Genomic DNA, 14,957 nt, shown 5'->3' on the forward strand with positions numbered 1-14,957 from the left:
GTCAGTCCCCGATCGGAAGGCCGAGTCCGCCGCCGTAGAACACGAGGCTGACGAGGGACAGGACGACGTGCAGGAGCACGAGGTTCACGCCGAGCGACCGAGCGACGGCGTTGCCGACGGCGTCCGGCCCGCCGCCGGTGCGCATGCCGTAGAAGCAGGCGACGATCACGCACTGGATCGCGATCGCGGCGACCGTGACCGTCACGTAGACCATCTGTATCGAGGGGAAGACGGAGAAGACGCCGTCGATGAACTGCTGCGAGGTGTTGCCCTGCAGCACGACGACGATGATGAGGAACGCCCCGGCCAGCCCACCGGAGATCACGAGCATGGCGGCCAGCGGCACGTAGAGCAGGCAGGCGATCACGCGTGAGCCCACGAGCATCTGCATGGGGTCGACGCCCTCGGACTCGAGCGCGTCGACCTCCTGCTGCACCTTCGCCGAGCCGAGCTCGGCGGCGATGGCGCAGCAGACGCTCCCCGCGAACACGTAGCCGAACATCTGCGGGCCGAGCTGCCTCGGCACCAGGATGCCCGGGATGATGCCGACGAAGTCCGAGGCCCCGAGCGACCGCAGCAGGAAGAACCCGAAGTTCGACGCGCTGGCCCCCAGGAACGCCGCCATCATGAACATCAGCACCGACGTGCGCCGGGTGATGAGCGCGTTGATGCGCATCGCCTCGGAGTAGTAGCGAAGCGATCCCGGCAGGGCGCGGAACACCGCGCCGGTGAACTGCACGAGCTCGCCGAGCTCGTCCAGCGGACCCGGTCGCCGCGTCGGCTTCGACGCGGGAGAGCGGGGTTCGGGGCGGGCGGAGCCGGCCGGCAGGGATGCGGATTCCATGTCAGCCCCTGATCCCGATGGCCTCGGGCACGATGGTGAGGTAGCCCGTGTTGTAGAGCGTGTTGAACAGCCAGATGCCGAAGAAGGTGATGACGACCGTCTGGCCGACCGCGCGACCGACGCCCTCGGCGCCCCCCTTGGCCGACAGGCCCTTCTGGCAGGCGACGATCCCGATGAAGAAGCCCAGCAGGGTGTTCTTGATCGCCGCGGCGGCCAGGTCGTACCAGTTCATGACCAGGAACACGGACTCGATCTGCGGCCGCAGCGGCTGATCGATGGTGATCGGGTTGACCATCAGGACGGCGCTCGTGTCGACCAGGAGGTTGATGAGCGACAGGACGAGTCCGACGAAGGTGATCGCCACGACGCGCGGAACGATCAGGGTGGTGAGTCGGTCGACCCCGAGGACGTCGAGCGCGTCGAGCTCCTCGCGGATCTTCCGCGCCCCGAGGTCGCCGCACAGGGCGCTGCCGACGATGGCCGCGAGCACCATGAAGGTGATCCAGGTGCTGAGCTCCCGCAGCAGCCCGAGGTAGATGCCCGGCCCGGTGCGGTCGCCCGCGCCGAGCTGGTAGACGACGTCCCCGAGCAGGATCGAGCCGAAGGCGAGCATGTAGCAGACGGTCGCGATGAGGAGCGGGACCGTCGCCACCCGGAAGGCACGTGAGGACTCGACGATCGCCTCCCGCACCCACGCCTTCGAGGTGAAGGTGACGCGCAGCACCTGTCCCGCCAGGGTCGCCATCTCCTTCGCCGACTCGAGCGAGGAGAACCCGGGCATGCCGTTCAGATGACGGTCGAGGGTCGTCTCGGGACCACGGCCCCGGAACGAGTCGATCCAGACCCGCGCTACTCCCACGATGCCCTCCCAGGCTTGCTCCCTACCACGACAACCACGACCCTCTCTCCCTCGAACCTACGACGTCCTTCCCTCCAGAAAAAGCCCCGGACGAGCACACTTCGGCGCCCGATCGGGGGACAACCCACGCTCCGTCACTGCTGCTCCGTCAGTCGCAGGAAACGCGACACGGCCTCCGCCCGGTTTGCGGCGCCGAGCTTGCGCAGAATCCGCGTGACATAGGTCTTGACCGTCTCCGGCGAGAGGGTCAGCACCTCCGCGATCTCACGGTTGGAGCGGCCTTCCACCAGCAGCCTCGCGACCCGCGTCTCGCCGTCGCTCAGCACCTTGGCCACCTGGGGCCCCGAGGTGAGCGCGGCGGGCACGTCCATGCGCGGGAACGTCGGGCCGAGCCCGTGGTCGCGCGGCAGCACGACCGGCCCCTCCTGCGCCTCGCGCCCGAGCGCGAGAAGCGCCGCGGAGCTGTGGCGGACCTCGTCGACGAGCACGCCGACGCGCAGGCGCTGGACGATGCGGGCGAGCTCGTTGGCCGCGATGTCGACGGCGGCCTGGACCGCCGCGCTGTCGCTTTCGTCGATCTCCCGTCCGGCGCGATCTGCCGCCAGGACCGCAACGGTCCGCGACTCGGCGACGATCGGGACGAGCGTGAACCGCTCGACTCCGAGGACGTCGACCAGCGCGCTCTCCGTCGTCGGACGCTCACGCCGGAACCCGTTGCCCAGACGGACGACAGCGTGCTCGCGGGTGCCGCGCCGGAGCTGGACGGGGTTGGTGAGCAGTCGTCGGCGGAGGCGGTCGCAGGCCGGAGTCCGGCACTGGCCAGTGAGGTCGGCGACCAGCGTCGTGCCCTCCACGGCAAGAACGACCGCGCGGGAGAAGCCCAGGTGCTCGCACGCGGCGTCCGCGGTCTGGGCGAACAGCTCACCGACCGACGTCGCCGAGCGCAGCGCCCGCGCGATGGCGGAGATCTGACCGAGCCGCAGAGCGATCTCCTGGGCCGGATCCACGGGGGTGAAGTCGGGGCTGTCCGTCACAGGGGCACTCGGGGCAAAACAGTATGTCTGAACGTTCTGTTGCACAAGCTGTCCAAACAACGTGTACCACACGGGGGGCGGCAAGGGCAAGCGTCAACCGCGCCAATGTGCAGGTGGCGCCCGGGTCGGCCAGGTGTGTCGGGCTACCCGGAGAGGTACATGCCCAGGACCAGCGACCCGACCACCAGGCAGTAGCCCTCGAAGATGCCGCGGAGCGCGAGCGGCGCGTCGCGTAGCTCCATGAAGTGGAGCCCCACCAGTCGGATCTTCACGAACGCCACGACGATCACGAGGACGCTCGCCGTCCGGTAGCCGACGCCGGCGTGCGCGGATCCGAAGACCCAGCTCACGATCGTCGCGAGGACGAGCACGCCCCAGACCAGGCTCACCCTCAGCCCGAACATGGACCGCACCGACGCCGTCACCGGACGAAGTACAGCAACGGGAACAAGACGATCCACAGCAGATCCACCATGTGCCAGAAGCACGCGCCACCCTCGACGAACGAGACCTGCCGCGCCGTCAGATTCGGCTTCCGCGTGATCACGATCAGCGCCGTCAGGACCGCGAGGCCGATCAGCAGGTGGAACCAGTGCATGCCGGTGAGGACGAAGTAGTAGAGGAAGAAGTCGTCGGTCGCCGGGGTCTGGTCGTGAGAGATCTTCTCCCCGTACTCGACGACCTTCAGGCCCGAGAAGGCGAGGCCGCAAGCCATCGCGCCCGCTATCAGCCGCGGCGCCGCGACGCCGCGATGATCACGGACGGCGCGGACCGCCGCGACCACCAGCAGTGAGCTCAGGAGCAGGAGCAGCGTGTTCACCGCTCCGAACGTCTGGTTCAACTCCTGCTGGGACGAGGCGAACAGCGCCGGGTCCTCCGCGCGGTAGTAGAGGTACGTCGCGAACAGGACGGCGAACACCGTCATGTCGCCGAAGATGAAGACCCAGGTGCCGGCCTCACCCGGGGTCCGGCGGACCCGCGCCGCGTCCGTCGCCATCACCGACCGGTGCCGGCCCCGGCCCCGGCGAGCTCCGGCACCGCCTGCGGCGCCTCCGGCGCGGCGGCCGGGGTGCGCCGGATGGCGCGCAGCGTCAGGACGAGCATCACGAGGAAGAACGTGAAGAAGTCCGTGGCCGGGATCCACCACGAGAACAGGCCGTTCCACGCGAAGGGTCCCGTCTGGAAGAACACGAGGAGGATCGGCGGGATCTGCAGCGTTCCGAGCAACATGCAGAGGTAGCCGGCCCAGCGCGGGAACAGCGGGTCGGCGTCCTCGTCGCTGAGGATCGCCAGCCCGACCGTCCAGACCCAGGCGACGAACGGCACGAAGCCGACGATGAACATGATCCACCCGAGGTCGTTGAGCAACTGGATGGACTCGGCCGACCTGACCTCGGGACGGTACGCAGCGGTGAACCAGATGATGATCGGGACGATGATGAGCAGGGTGCACGCGCCGATGGACCCCACCTGGGCGTAGCGCAGCGCGGTGGGTGCGCCCTTGATCCGCCGGCACTGCGAGGCGATCGCGGCGCTGAAGAGGATGTAGCCGATGGTGCCGGTGAAGATCAGCGCGAGCCCGGCGCGGATGCTGTTGGTGTGGTCCACGTACATCGCCTGCACCTCAGCGGCGGTGTCGCTGGGGCTTGGCAGCGGGATCCAGTTGGCCAGCGGCACCATGCCGATGAAGAACAGGATCACCCACACGAGCCCGGCCCAGGTCATCCCGAGTTCGATCTTGCGTCCCATGGTCATGCTCCTGCGGTCGTGTGGTGGTCCCACGCGCAGACGAGGCGCTGGGGTGTGCTGAAGACGAAGCCCATCGCCAGCGGTCGATCCTCACCGTCGACCAGGCGCAGGCCCGGCAGCCGGGAGAGGAGGACCTCGAGTGCGATGCGGATGTCGAGCTGGGCCAGGGCGATGCCGATGCACTTGTGGATGCCCTGCCCGAAGCCGACGTGGCGTCGCATGACGCCGGGGTCGCGATCGACGTCGAAGGCGAACGGGCAGTCGAACTGGGCGGGGTCCTGGTTCGCCGCGCCGATCAGGACGAACAGCCGGGCTCCCTGCGGGATCACCTGGCCGTGGAGGGTGACGTCACAGGTCGTGTCACGGAACACCCCGCGGGCCGGGCAGAAGCGCCTGACCGTCTCGTCGACGAGACTCGGCAGCAGTCCGGGGTCGTCCAGGACTCGGTCCAGCAGCGCGCGGTCCTCGCACAGCGTGTTGAGAGCCAGGCCGATCGTGCCCTGGGTGGTCTCGAAGCCGCCGGTGATGAGCTGCGCGACGACGCCGAGGCACTCGCTCTCGCTCAGCCCGGGCTCGCCTCCCTCGCGGGCCTGGACGAGGCCACTGATGAGATCGTCTCCGGGCGCTGCCCGCCGCTCGGCGATGGTGTCTCGGACGAACGCGCTGAACTCCACCTGGTCACGCGCCAGCTCCGCGCGTCGCTGCGGGGTCAGGGTGGGGACCATCAGCTCGAAGGTCCCGAGGACCCAGCGCCGGAAGTCCTCGTGACGGTCGCTCGGGATCCCCAGCACGTTGGCCATCACGGTGACCGACAGCGGAAACGCGTACTGCTGGACCAGGTCCGCCCGGCCGGCGTCGGCGAACCGGTCGACGAGGTCGTTGGCCACACCCCGGATCATGTCCTCGTAGCGCAGCACCGCTCGCGGGGTGAGCGGCTTCTGAGCCAGCTTGCGGATTCTCGTGTGGTCCGGCGGGTTGGCGTTGGTGAGCGCGGTGTGGCTCAGGGCGTACCCGCCGGGCAGGTCGGCGGCGAACTCTGCGGGAACCTCCCCCATCACGCCGACGGGCTGCACGAATCGCTCGACATCGCGCAGCGCCACGACGACGTCCTCGTACCGGCTCACGACCCACATGTCGAGTATCGGCACGTACACCACCGGGGCGTCCTCGCGGAGCTGCGAGAACACCTCGGCCATGTCCCAGGTCGTTCCCGCGAAGCTCTGGAGGAACGCTTCCAAGGGTGCGGCGTGCTTCATCGATGCGTCGGGCACGGACATTTCTCTCTCTCCTGCGGTCTCCTGCGGCGGAGGATCCGGCACGGCGTGCCGGTCCAACCCCATCTCGCCAGCGATGGCATCACAGGGAACCGCGGAGACGCGAGAGACAGATTTATCCCGGTAACCGGAGTACCCCCTTCGGTCCTAGGCCCACTGGGTCGGGCGGTGCAACACTCAGCCCGATGACTCAAGAGGCGCAGCGGCTCGGCGAGTTCCTTCGCGCTCGTCGCGAGGCGATCAGTCCCGAGACGATCGGGATCGTCAGCGTGGGCCGGCGCAGGCGGGTGCGCGGGCTGCGCCGCGAGGAGGTCGCCCAGCGGGCCAACATCAGCACCGAGTACTACACCCGCCTGGAGCAGGCCCGGGTGCCGCCGCCCTCCCCGAGCGTGCTCGCCGCGCTCGTCGACGCCCTGCTCCTCGACCCGGACGAGGAGCTGTACCTGTACGAGATCACCCGACCCCGCCAGTCACCGAACGTCACCTTCCCCCCGCCCCCGGTGCCGGCGCGCGCGATCCGGCTCATCGAGGACCTGGCGACCCTGCCTGCGCTCGTGTTCAACCCCTTCATGCACGTGCTCGCCTGGAACGCGCAGGCCGCCGAGCTGTTCGTCGACTTCGCCGCGGTCCCCGCCGCCGAGCGCAACCTCGCCCGCCTCATGTACATGGACCCCGAGTTCCGTGAGCGGTTCGTGGACTGGCCCGAGATCGCGCGGGCCTGCACCGCGATCATCCGGATGGGCGCCGCCCGGCACCCGGACGATCCCGGCCTGGCGGTCCTCCTCGAGGAGCTGCTGCAGCACGACGAGGGGTTCGCCCACCACTGGGAGGCGCAGGGCGTGGCCCGCAGGCCGCGGAGCCGCAACAGCTACCTGCACCCGGTGGTCGGGCCGATGATGCTCGACTGGCAGATCCTCACCAGCGCCGACAGCCCCGACCACCTGATCGCGGTGGTGAGCCCGGGCGACGCGACGGGGAGCGCAGACGCGTTCCGGCGGCTGGCTGAGCGGTGTCGACACGGCGGCCCCGGGAGTCAGATATAGTGTCCGGACGCTATGTCCGATACAGTTTCCGACGTGTCCGAGACCTCCCGCCTTCGCGTTGCGATCGTCGGCGCAGGCCCCAGCGGGTTCTACGCCGCCGCGCAGTTGCTGGCGATCGATGAGCCGCGGTTCTCCGTCGACCTGTTCGATCGCCTGCCCACGCCCTACGGGCTGGTGCGCGCCGGCGTCGCGCCCGACCACCCGAAGATCAAGTCGGTCACGCGCGCCTACGACAAGACGGCCGGGCACGAGCGCTTCCGCTTCTTCGGCCACGTCGAGCTCGGCGCGGACCTCAGCCGCGGTGAGCTCCTCGAGCGCTACCACGTCGTGTTCTACGCGATCGGAACCTCGACCGACCGGCGACTGGGCATCCCCGGCGAGGACCTGCGGGGCTCGCACGCCGCCACCGAGTTCGTCGCCTGGTACAACGGCCACCCCGACCACAGCGGCCTCGAGGTCGACCTACGGGCCAGGCAGGCGGTCGTCATCGGTGCGGGGAACGTCGCGATCGACGTGGCCCGCATGCTCGCGCTCGCGCCCTCCGAGCTCGCCGTCACCGATACCGCCGACCACGCGATCGAGGTCCTGAACGCCTCGGGCATCGAGGAGATCACGATCCTCGCGCGGCGCGGTCCTCTCCAGGCCGCCTTCACCAATCCCGAGCTCCTCGAGATGGGCGAGCTCGAGCGCGCCGACGTCGAGATCGAGCGCGGCGAGCTCGACCCGCTGTCGGCGGCGGCGCTGCCTGACGCCGACAAGACGCGCACCCGCAACGTCGAGATCATCCAGGACTACGCGAGGCGTGAGCGAGCCGGCAAGCCGATCACCGTGCGGTTCCGCTTCCTCGCCTCGCCGGTCGAACTGCTCGGTGACGGGGACGGCCATGTCCGCGGCGTGAGGATCGAGAACAACGAGATCGTCGCTCGAAGCGACGGATCACTCGCCGCCCGCGGCACCGGCGAGACCGAAGAGGTTCCGGCCCAGCTCGTGTTCCGCTCCATCGGGTACCGCGGTCAGCCCGTCGCGGGCATCCCGTTCGACGATGACCGCGGGCTCATCCGCAACGACGGCGGCCGCGTCGTCGACGAGAACGGCGCGCCGCACGTCGGCGAATACGTCTCCGGCTGGATCAAGCGCGGGCCCTCCGGCGTCATCGGCACGAACAAGAAGGACGCGCAGGACACCGTCGACAAGATCCTCGAGGACGCCGCGGCAGGCAGGCTGAACGCGCCGGTCCGCGACGACATCGAGGAGCTCATCGCGGAGCGGTGCGAGAACGCCGTCTCCTGGGCCGGATGGCAGGCGATCGACGCCGTCGAGACCGCCGCGGGGGCCAGATCGGACCCGCAGCGGCCCCGAGTGAAGCTCGCCGAGTGGGACGCGCTGCGCAGCGCCTCGAAGCCTCGCGTCGAGCGCTGACCGGAGTGCGAGCAACGGTGCGCCGGGATCCGGGGCCGGTCACCCAGCCTCACCGCCTGGCTCCGTAGCCGCCCGCGTGCTACCCCGTCGTGGGGGCCGGGACGAGGTCGGCACGGTCTCGCCAGCGTCGATACCCGACGATCACGAGCGTCGTCGCGAAGACCTCCGCGATCGCGTGGACGTAGGGCAGCGGCGCCTCGCTGAACATGCTGAGCATCAGCGGCCACTGGACGACGAACAACCCGGCCACGACCACGCGCATCGACAGCTTCGGCCCCGCGCGGAGCACGAGCGTCTCGAAGACGAACATCTTGAGGAACACCGTGATCGCTTGGCTCGCCTGCAGTCCGACCAGCACGGGGTCGAGCTCGGCCGGCCCCGGGTTGTGGTGCGTCCAGTAGAAGAGCTGGGGGAAGACGAGCGCGAAGGCACCGATGGCGGCGTAGCCGACGCCGAGGCGCTCCGAGGCGCGCCCGCCGCGGACGTAGCGCAGGGCGTAGGCCGGGTAGGCGCGCAGGTCGTCGAGCCGGGGGCCGGCGACACGGAGAGCCACCCGGCGTGGAGTGACCGCAGCCCCGCCAGGCCGCAGCGCGCGAGCGTGAGCGCGAGGACATCCCCGTCCAGCCCCTTCAGCGCCAGGGTCGCGGTCATGGCGAGGAAGGCGAGCCCGCTGACCAGGCGGAAGAGGTTGAACCAGGCCCGCTTGTCCTTCGGCAGGAAGTGCGCGCCGAGATCGGTGATCGCGACGAAGCTGACGTAGTGCCCCACCAGCATCTGGCCGTCGAGGTCGTAGTCCCGCCAGAACAGCGACGCGTACAGCAGCAGGTCGAGCACGACCATGGAGGCGAACGCGCGTCCTGTGAGCGCGCCCGTGCGCATGCCGCCGCGGTGCGCATCGGTCAGCGTGCCGCCCGAACGACGGGGAGCGTCGTCGCCGGCGCCGATCGCCCGATTCCCCTGCCGGCGCCGATCACGGTGACCACGAGCTCAACCCTAGCCCGCCGCGGGCTCCCAGGCGCAGGCCGAGCCTTGCGAGTCCTCCTGCAGCGCGACGCACGCGGGCCACGCCCTGCGCCGCCACCGCTCGTCCCAGGTCCTCGCCCTCGCGTCCGCGGTGCAGATACGAGCCACGGTGGTGGCGAGCGGCGGCAACCTCGTCGGGAACGACGGATCGAGCCTGGTGGCCGCGGGTGCGGGCAAGTTCGCGGCAGAGGGAGGGCTGAACCAGGTTGCGGCGTCGGTGCGCCGGCCGCGACGGTCCTAGAGGTGGCCTTCGCAGTTCGTCCGCCGGTCGACGGCGTCGTAGCGCACGCTGTCGTGGCCGGCCCCGCACTCGATGCGCTCCGGCGCCTTGTCGTCCGCGTAGAGCAGGTCGTTGCCCGCTCCCAGGTCGAGGGACACGCGTTCCCATCCGGACGCGACCCCGTACTGACATCCCGGGCAGATGCCCGCGCTCGGCAGCGACGCGCACGTGACCGCCTGCTCGTTGATCTGAGTGCACCCGTGGTAAGGCTCAGCGATCGGCCAGTACCAGCTGAGGTCGTCGGGCTGCTCGATCCTGATCGGCGCGTTGCGATCGTGGACGACGACGGCGTTGTCCGTGAAGCGCACGGTCACGATGTTGCGCTCGCCGGCCGGATCGCTGAACTCCAGACCCACCGTGTCGCAGTGGTACGGGTCCCACGGACAGGGCTTCTTCACGACGCTCAGGACGCCCGCCTCGGCGCTGCCCGCGCCGACCGCGCAGATCACGAGCATCGCCGTGAGCACCCCCGCCATGTAGCGCACGTCACGAACGTAGTGTGTCGGTGCCGCCCCGCGCTAGGGGATCGCGTGAAGGTGTCAGATCACCCCGCGCCGACCCGACCTGCAGACATGACGAAGTTCACGATGGGCATCGGCGACGAGCAGGACCTCGTGTCCGCGGTGATGGACGACGAAGGGTGGCGGATCCTCGTGCGGGGTCGCCCTCGCGAAGCCGGCGCTGACACCGACGACCTGCATGCGGCGCTGCGATCGCTGGCCGTCGCCGACGCGGACCTCGCGCGTGACGCCTTCGCCGTGGTCATGAACTGCCCCGGCGCGTGGGAGGACGAGTACACGGAGTTCCACGGCGAGGACGCCCTGGACTTCGACGAGTGGCTGTTCATCGTCGCCCACGGCTACACGGTGTGGGTCGAGGAGGACGGAGGGCTCGCGCTCGTTGCTCGTGGTCCCGCCGACGAGGACTCCGATCCTGGACGCTGAGCCGGGCCCCACGGCGTCGTGATGCTCGCCGGGAGGGCGGCCGTCGCCGGCGTGCCTGCCGCCCGGCGAGAGGGCCCGGCGCTGCCCGCGCCGGTACGGTCCCGCGCGTGGATCTCATCCGCCGCATCGAGGCCGGCCAGGGCGAGTTCCTGCTGTTCGCGCTCACCCCGCCGCGTCTGGCGACCGACCCTGCGCAGGTACGGGAGATCGCCGACGTGACCGCCGCCCGCTTGCGCCCGCTCGGGCTGGACGGCCTGATCCTCTACGACATCGCCGACGAGGCGGAGCGCAACCCGGCCGAGCGCCCCTTCCCGTTCATGCCGACCCTGGATCCCGCCGACTACCTCGCCGATCACCTCAGCACGTGGCCGACCCCGGTCATCGTCTATCGCGCGGTGGGCAAGTACACGCCGGACGAGCTACCCGCGTGGCTGACGGCGCAGGATCCCGCGCGGGTCATGACCGTCCTCGTCGGGGCGGCCTCGAGCACGGCGGCCACGCGAACGTCGCTCGCCGACGCCCAGGCGCTGCGCCTGGAAGCCAACGCTGCGCTCACGCTGGGCGGCGTCGCGATCCCCGAGCGGCACAGCCGGCGCGAGGACGAGCACCTGCGCCTGCTGGCCAAGCAGGACGCCGGCTGCCGGTTCTTCGTCACCCAGGTCGTCTACGACCTCAACGCGGCGAAGAACTTCGTCTCCGACTACCACTACGAGTGCCAATCGCGCGGCGTGTCACCGGTCCCGCTGGTCTTCACGTTCTCGGTCTGCGGCTCGATGAAGACGCTGGCCTTCCTGCGCTGGCTCGGCGTCGACGTCCCGCGGTGGATCGAGAACGACCTCCGGCACGCCACCGATCCGCTCGAGGCGTCCTACCACCAGGCGCTCACGACGGCCACCGAGCTGATCGAGTTCTGCCGCACGCTCGGCGTTCCGTTCGGGATCAACGTCGAGAGCGTGTCGATCCGTCGCGTGGAGATCGAGGCGTCGGTGCGGCTCGCCGGGGCGATCCGGGGGCAGCTCAGGGGCTCGTAGCGCGCAGCGAGGAGAAGGAGTGAGAGAGAGCCGCCGAGCGGATTCGAACCGCTGACCCCTTCATTACGAGTGAAGTGCTCTACCAGCTGAGCTACGTCGGCAGGGGCGCCGAATCCTAGCGATACCGGGCGAAGTTCGCCGCCGAGCGCAGGGCTCAGTGGCGTGTTCATGACCCGAGTGTACTGGCCGTGACCGGGATTTCGGACCCCAATCGGACCCCATGAGGAACATGCGGCGGCCCACCGAGTTCAAGCACCGTCCGCGCGGTCTCGGATCCGTCGATCTTCGAGACCCGGTCGTTTAGGGTCGATCAATAGCCCGCGAATCGTTCATCGGCAGCATCGTCCGCCGGCATCCGCAGCATCCAGGACGCTGGCCTGGGGAAGACCTGCTCACGGAGGTCACAGCCAGTGTGATCAACGAGATTCCTGGTCTCGGGCGCGCGGTCGTCGAGTTCCTCGACTCGTCAAGCGAACCGCGCGGCGCCGTTTGCGCGACCACACAGTTCCGCGTGGCGCGCGGATTCGTGGACCTAGTTCTGATCGATGAGGATGCGCTCGAGGTATGGGTCGAGGTCAAGGATCGCGCCGGCGAGTCAGGCGAGCAGCTGTCGAACTATCAGGAGGCGTTGGCACGCCGCGGCACCCACGAGCGCCAGCCACGGTTGGTCTACCTCAACCGCCTCGGAGCGCACCGCGCGACGCCGTCGAACGTCCCAACCCACCGCTGGCAGGGTCTTGCCGCACATCTAGCCCGGTGGCTCCAGGCAGCGGTTGAGATCTCTCCGCAGCACGTATGGCTGCTCAACGACTATCTCGCGTATCTGAAGGAGCGTGGCCTCGCCATGACGGAACCCATCCCGACGGATGCGCGCGCAGTAGTCGAACGCCAGTGGCAGCTCTGGGAGACGCTCGAGACCCTGCATGACCTCGTGAGCGAACGGCTTGAGAGTCTCGGTTGGGCGCGCCTCAACGAGAGTTGGGCGCAGAAGAAAGGCGGGAGCATCAAGGTGTGGCCAGGCGAATGGTGGTCGGTGTACCGGGCACAACCGGCTGACCGCTACCCGGCGTGTGACTTCGAGGCCATGCTGGTCGGGCTCACGCCCGAGGACGCCGACGGCGTCCCGACGTTCTCCGCCGGGCTCGTTTGGCGATCTGACCGCGCGAGCAGCAATCCGATCGCGGATTTGGAGTGGCGAGAGCGCTTGCAGACCTTGTCTCGCGAGCGCGACGCATCCCAGCCGTTCCAGCCATGCGGCGGTGGCGAGAGCAAGCTCCACCTCCGCGTCCCTGTCGACACGCTGGCCGCGCCTTCGCTCGCCGAGCAGGCGGAGGCCATGGTTGAGGTTGCACACGATGCATTTGCGATGCTGCGGGAACTACCGCCGCCCGTCGCGCCCACCTAAGGTCGTGGCCTCGGACCGTCGTGGGCACCGCGAGTTGCACAACGACGTCATGGAACACCGCTCGCTCGGCTCCCAGCGGATCCGACGGCGCTACTTGGTCTTCACGGCGTCGGCGCACGCCTTGTGCGCAAGCCCGCGCCTGTCGATCTCCTCGCGCTTATCGCGACGCGTGATCGGCTTGGCGCATACGCAGCACGGACCGGTTGCGCCCTCGTCCAGGCACCCGAGGTGTTGCCGCCGCCCGCCGAGCCAGCCCCGTTGGATCCGCCGATGGCCGAGCCCGAGGGTGACACGCTGGCCTGGGCCTACCCGCGTCTGGTGAAGCTCGCCGGCGCGCTGCGCTGCAGCATCGTGGTCGAGCGGATGCCCGATGGCACCGGCGGGTGCTTCATCCCCGACCTGCGCGTCATCGCGCTGAACGAGGACAACTCGGTCAACCATCAGGTCAAGACGCTCGTGCACGAGCTCTCGCACGCGCTGCTGCGCTGGTCGATCGAGACCGGCGAGGTCGAGCTCCCCTACTCCCAGGAGGAGCTCATCGTGGAGTCCGTCGCCTACACCGTGTGCGGGTCGATCGGCCTGGACACCAGCGCCTACTCGATCCCGTACCTGGCCTCGTGGAGTGAGCAGACGCCGATGGAGATCGTCGAGCTCTGCGCCGGCTGGGTCGACCAGGTCGCCAAGCGCATCGAGGACACGATTGACCTGCCGCCCCAGCCCCCAGTGGTAGCGCGGGCGCTCGCCGCGTAGAGCACCACGCTCCCTTCCCGGTCTTCGTGCGACACTGGGAAGGGACCAGGGGTCAACGACATGCGGTAGGTGCCCGCTGCTGGGTGGCGCTCGGTCCTGTCCTTCAGGCGAGCACCCCGCGCCCGTGAGTCCGCCCGCTTCGTCGGCGAAGAGGTCCAGTTGCGTGACGGGGCTGGGGCGTGATGCGTCCACGTGACCCCTATGTCGCGCGAACGGCCAACTACTACCCCCCGAGTTTTCGCCGGCCGGGCCGGTCAGGACTCGGAGTGACTCAGCGTGACTGGGGTTTCGGACCCATTTTGGACCCATGGCCGCGGTGGTCCGGAGGTGCAAGTCGCGAAAAGTATGGCGCTTGCAGCGAACTTCTCAGAGCCGCCGAGCGGATTCGAACCGCTGACCCCTTCATTACGAGTGAAGTGCTCTACCAGCTGAGCTACGGCGGCGGGGCTCGCGGGATGGTACCGGCCCACGTACGCCGACGCCGCGCCGCGGCGACCCTGCCCCCTCGGGCGTATGCTCGCGTCCATGAGACTGGGTCCGGCGCTGCTCGCGGTCGCGAGCGTCCTCCTCCTGTCCGCTCCGGCGCAGGCGAAGTCGCCCGCCGCGTGCGGCCCGAACGACAAGGTCGAGACCGGGCTGCAGGGCCAGATCCCCGTCGTCGACCGGGTCACGGGCCGCGCGGCGGAGGGCTACAACTGCAACCTCGACGAGGTGGGCTCGTTCGCGAGCACGGGCTTCGCGAACTTCGACACCTACGGGAACTGCGCGTACTACTCGGACACGATCGGGCTGTACGGGGCCGAGGGCGGGACGATCGTGCTCGACGTGTCGGACCCGCGCAAGCCGGTCAAGACCGCGTACCTCACGGACGGTCCGGCGCGCAACGCGGGTGAGTCGCTGCGCGTCAACCGCAAGCGGGGCCTGCTGGTGGCCGACCGGTACACGATCGACGGCCTCGGCCCGCTCAGCCAGAAGCTCGACGACCCGGACTCGGCGCGGTCGCTGGCCGTGTACGACGTGAAGGGCGACTGCACGAAGCCCAAGCTGCTGGCCAACGCGGTGATGCCCAGCGCGGTCGGGCACGAGGGCTGCTTCCAGCCCGACGGCATGGTCTATTACATGGCGTCGACCGCGACGATCACGCCGATCGACCTCTCCGATCCGACGAAGCCCAAGCAGCTCTCCGACCCGGTCCCGCTCGGCATCCACGGCTGCTCGACCAGCGACGACGGGCGCCGCGGCTACTTCGCCGACATCGGCGCCGGGCGGATGCTCGTGATGGACACGAGCGAGGTCCAGGCG

Annotated in this window: 15 protein-coding genes, 2 tRNA genes and 1 pseudogene; 7 read left to right on the top strand and 11 right to left on the bottom strand. The window is 69.4% G+C overall.

What is annotated here, in order from left to right:
• Nucleotide 1: 1 nt before the first annotated feature.
• From ABYE80_RS00640 to ABYE80_RS00670, 7 genes are all read right to left on the bottom strand, one after another.
• Entirely contained in the window at nucleotides 2-844 is an 843-nt protein-coding gene (locus tag ABYE80_RS00640) for an MlaE family ABC transporter permease (RefSeq protein ID WP_372787865.1), read from the bottom strand.
• 1 nt (nucleotide 845) lies between these two features.
• The gene (locus ABYE80_RS00645) at nucleotides 846-1,625 is read right to left on the bottom strand and encodes an ABC transporter permease (RefSeq protein WP_372787866.1); all 780 of its coding nucleotides are present in this window, start codon (nucleotides 1,623-1,625) and stop codon (nucleotides 846-848) included.
• A gap of 212 nt (nucleotides 1,626-1,837) precedes the next feature.
• Nucleotides 1,838-2,737 (bottom strand): LuxR C-terminal-related transcriptional regulator, encoded by a 900-nt coding sequence (locus ABYE80_RS00650; RefSeq protein WP_372787867.1) that lies wholly within the window; start codon nucleotides 2,735-2,737, stop codon nucleotides 1,838-1,840.
• Between the two features lie 143 nt (nucleotides 2,738-2,880).
• Nucleotides 2,881-3,162: a cytochrome C oxidase subunit IV family protein gene (locus ABYE80_RS00655; RefSeq protein ID WP_372787869.1), complete on the bottom strand. Its 282-nt coding sequence runs from the start codon at nucleotides 3,160-3,162 to the stop codon at nucleotides 2,881-2,883.
• Entirely contained in the window at nucleotides 3,159-3,734 is a 576-nt protein-coding gene (locus ABYE80_RS00660) for a cytochrome c oxidase subunit 3 (protein WP_372787870.1), read from the bottom strand. The genes ABYE80_RS00655 and ABYE80_RS00660 overlap by 4 nt, the downstream gene beginning before the upstream one ends.
• On the bottom strand, nucleotides 3,734-4,486 hold the full coding sequence (locus ABYE80_RS00665; protein ID WP_372787871.1) for a hypothetical protein: 753 nt from the start codon (nucleotides 4,484-4,486) through the stop codon (nucleotides 3,734-3,736). Before ABYE80_RS00665 ends, ABYE80_RS00660 begins: the two co-directional genes overlap by 1 nt.
• Before the next feature lie 2 nt (nucleotides 4,487-4,488).
• Nucleotides 4,489-5,763 (bottom strand): cytochrome P450, encoded by a 1,275-nt coding sequence (locus tag ABYE80_RS00670; protein ID WP_372787872.1) that lies wholly within the window; start codon nucleotides 5,761-5,763, stop codon nucleotides 4,489-4,491.
• Between the two features lie 182 nt (nucleotides 5,764-5,945).
• Here ABYE80_RS00670 and ABYE80_RS00675 point away from each other — a divergent pair, with 182 nt between their 5' ends.
• Both ABYE80_RS00675 and ABYE80_RS00680 read left to right on the top strand, forming a co-directional pair.
• Entirely contained in the window at nucleotides 5,946-6,803 is an 858-nt protein-coding gene (locus ABYE80_RS00675; RefSeq protein ID WP_372787873.1) for a helix-turn-helix domain-containing protein, read from the top strand.
• A gap of 33 nt (nucleotides 6,804-6,836) precedes the next feature.
• Nucleotides 6,837-8,222, top strand: coding sequence for an FAD-dependent oxidoreductase (locus ABYE80_RS00680; protein WP_372787874.1), 1,386 nt, complete (start codon nucleotides 6,837-6,839; stop codon nucleotides 8,220-8,222).
• A 79-nt stretch (nucleotides 8,223-8,301) separates the two neighbouring features.
• Here ABYE80_RS00680 and ABYE80_RS00685 read toward each other — a convergent pair whose 3' ends face one another.
• Together ABYE80_RS00685 and ABYE80_RS00690 are read right to left on the bottom strand one after the other, a co-directional pair.
• Nucleotides 8,302-8,775 (bottom strand): hypothetical protein, encoded by a 474-nt coding sequence (locus ABYE80_RS00685; protein ID WP_372787876.1) that lies wholly within the window; start codon nucleotides 8,773-8,775, stop codon nucleotides 8,302-8,304.
• A 707-nt stretch (nucleotides 8,776-9,482) separates the two neighbouring features.
• Nucleotides 9,483-10,010: a hypothetical protein gene (locus tag ABYE80_RS00690; protein ID WP_372787878.1), complete on the bottom strand. Its 528-nt coding sequence runs from the start codon at nucleotides 10,008-10,010 to the stop codon at nucleotides 9,483-9,485.
• 87 nt (nucleotides 10,011-10,097) lie between these two features.
• Between ABYE80_RS00690 and ABYE80_RS00695 the strand changes: the two genes are divergently transcribed.
• Nucleotides 10,098-10,469, top strand: a complete 372-nt coding sequence (locus ABYE80_RS00695) for a hypothetical protein (RefSeq protein ID WP_372787879.1) — start codon at nucleotides 10,098-10,100, stop codon at nucleotides 10,467-10,469.
• A gap of 107 nt (nucleotides 10,470-10,576) precedes the next feature.
• The gene (locus ABYE80_RS00700) at nucleotides 10,577-11,500 is read left to right on the top strand and encodes a methylenetetrahydrofolate reductase (protein WP_372787880.1); all 924 of its coding nucleotides are present in this window, start codon (nucleotides 10,577-10,579) and stop codon (nucleotides 11,498-11,500) included.
• A gap of 28 nt (nucleotides 11,501-11,528) precedes the next feature.
• Here ABYE80_RS00700 and ABYE80_RS00705 read toward each other — a convergent pair.
• Nucleotides 11,529-11,601: transfer RNA gene (locus ABYE80_RS00705), tRNA-Thr, on the bottom strand.
• A gap of 311 nt (nucleotides 11,602-11,912) precedes the next feature.
• Between ABYE80_RS00705 and ABYE80_RS00710 the strand changes: the two genes are divergently transcribed.
• Nucleotides 11,913-12,905, top strand: a complete 993-nt coding sequence (locus ABYE80_RS00710) for a PD-(D/E)XK nuclease family protein (RefSeq protein ID WP_372787881.1) — start codon at nucleotides 11,913-11,915, stop codon at nucleotides 12,903-12,905.
• Between the two features lie 270 nt (nucleotides 12,906-13,175).
• Nucleotides 13,176-13,655: a DUF6782 family putative metallopeptidase gene (locus ABYE80_RS00715; protein WP_372787882.1), complete on the top strand. Its 480-nt coding sequence runs from the start codon at nucleotides 13,176-13,178 to the stop codon at nucleotides 13,653-13,655.
• A 370-nt stretch (nucleotides 13,656-14,025) separates the two neighbouring features.
• Here the strand turns inward: ABYE80_RS00715 and ABYE80_RS00720 are convergent.
• A tRNA-Thr gene (locus tag ABYE80_RS00720) sits at nucleotides 14,026-14,098 on the bottom strand.
• A gap of 82 nt (nucleotides 14,099-14,180) precedes the next feature.
• Here ABYE80_RS00720 and ABYE80_RS00725 point away from each other — a divergent pair.
• A pseudogene (locus tag ABYE80_RS00725) lies at nucleotides 14,181-14,957 on the top strand (hypothetical protein); the annotation flags it as partial.

It is taken from the genome of Paraconexibacter sp., from assembly GCF_041602235.1.
Classification (GTDB): Bacteria; Actinomycetota; Thermoleophilia; order Solirubrobacterales; family Solirubrobacteraceae; genus Paraconexibacter.

Coding starts and splice junctions, on each gene's coding strand:
- ABYE80_RS00715 (WP_372787882.1), top strand. CDS start 13,176: ATGGCCGAGCCCGAGGGTGACACGCTGGCCTGGGCCTACCCGCGTCTG.
- ABYE80_RS00670 (WP_372787872.1), bottom strand. CDS start 5,763: ATGTCCGTGCCCGACGCATCGATGAAGCACGCCGCACCCTTGGAAGCG.
- ABYE80_RS00645 (WP_372787866.1), bottom strand. CDS start 1,625: ATGCCCGGGTTCTCCTCGCTCGAGTCGGCGAAGGAGATGGCGACCCTG.
- ABYE80_RS00660 (WP_372787870.1), bottom strand. CDS start 3,734: ATGGCGACGGACGCGGCGCGGGTCCGCCGGACCCCGGGTGAGGCCGGC.
- ABYE80_RS00675 (WP_372787873.1), top strand. CDS start 5,946: ATGACTCAAGAGGCGCAGCGGCTCGGCGAGTTCCTTCGCGCTCGTCGC.
- ABYE80_RS00695 (WP_372787879.1), top strand. CDS start 10,098: ATGACGAAGTTCACGATGGGCATCGGCGACGAGCAGGACCTCGTGTCC.
- ABYE80_RS00640 (WP_372787865.1), bottom strand. CDS start 844: ATGGAATCCGCATCCCTGCCGGCCGGCTCCGCCCGCCCCGAACCCCGC.
- ABYE80_RS00665 (WP_372787871.1), bottom strand. CDS start 4,486: ATGGGACGCAAGATCGAACTCGGGATGACCTGGGCCGGGCTCGTGTGG.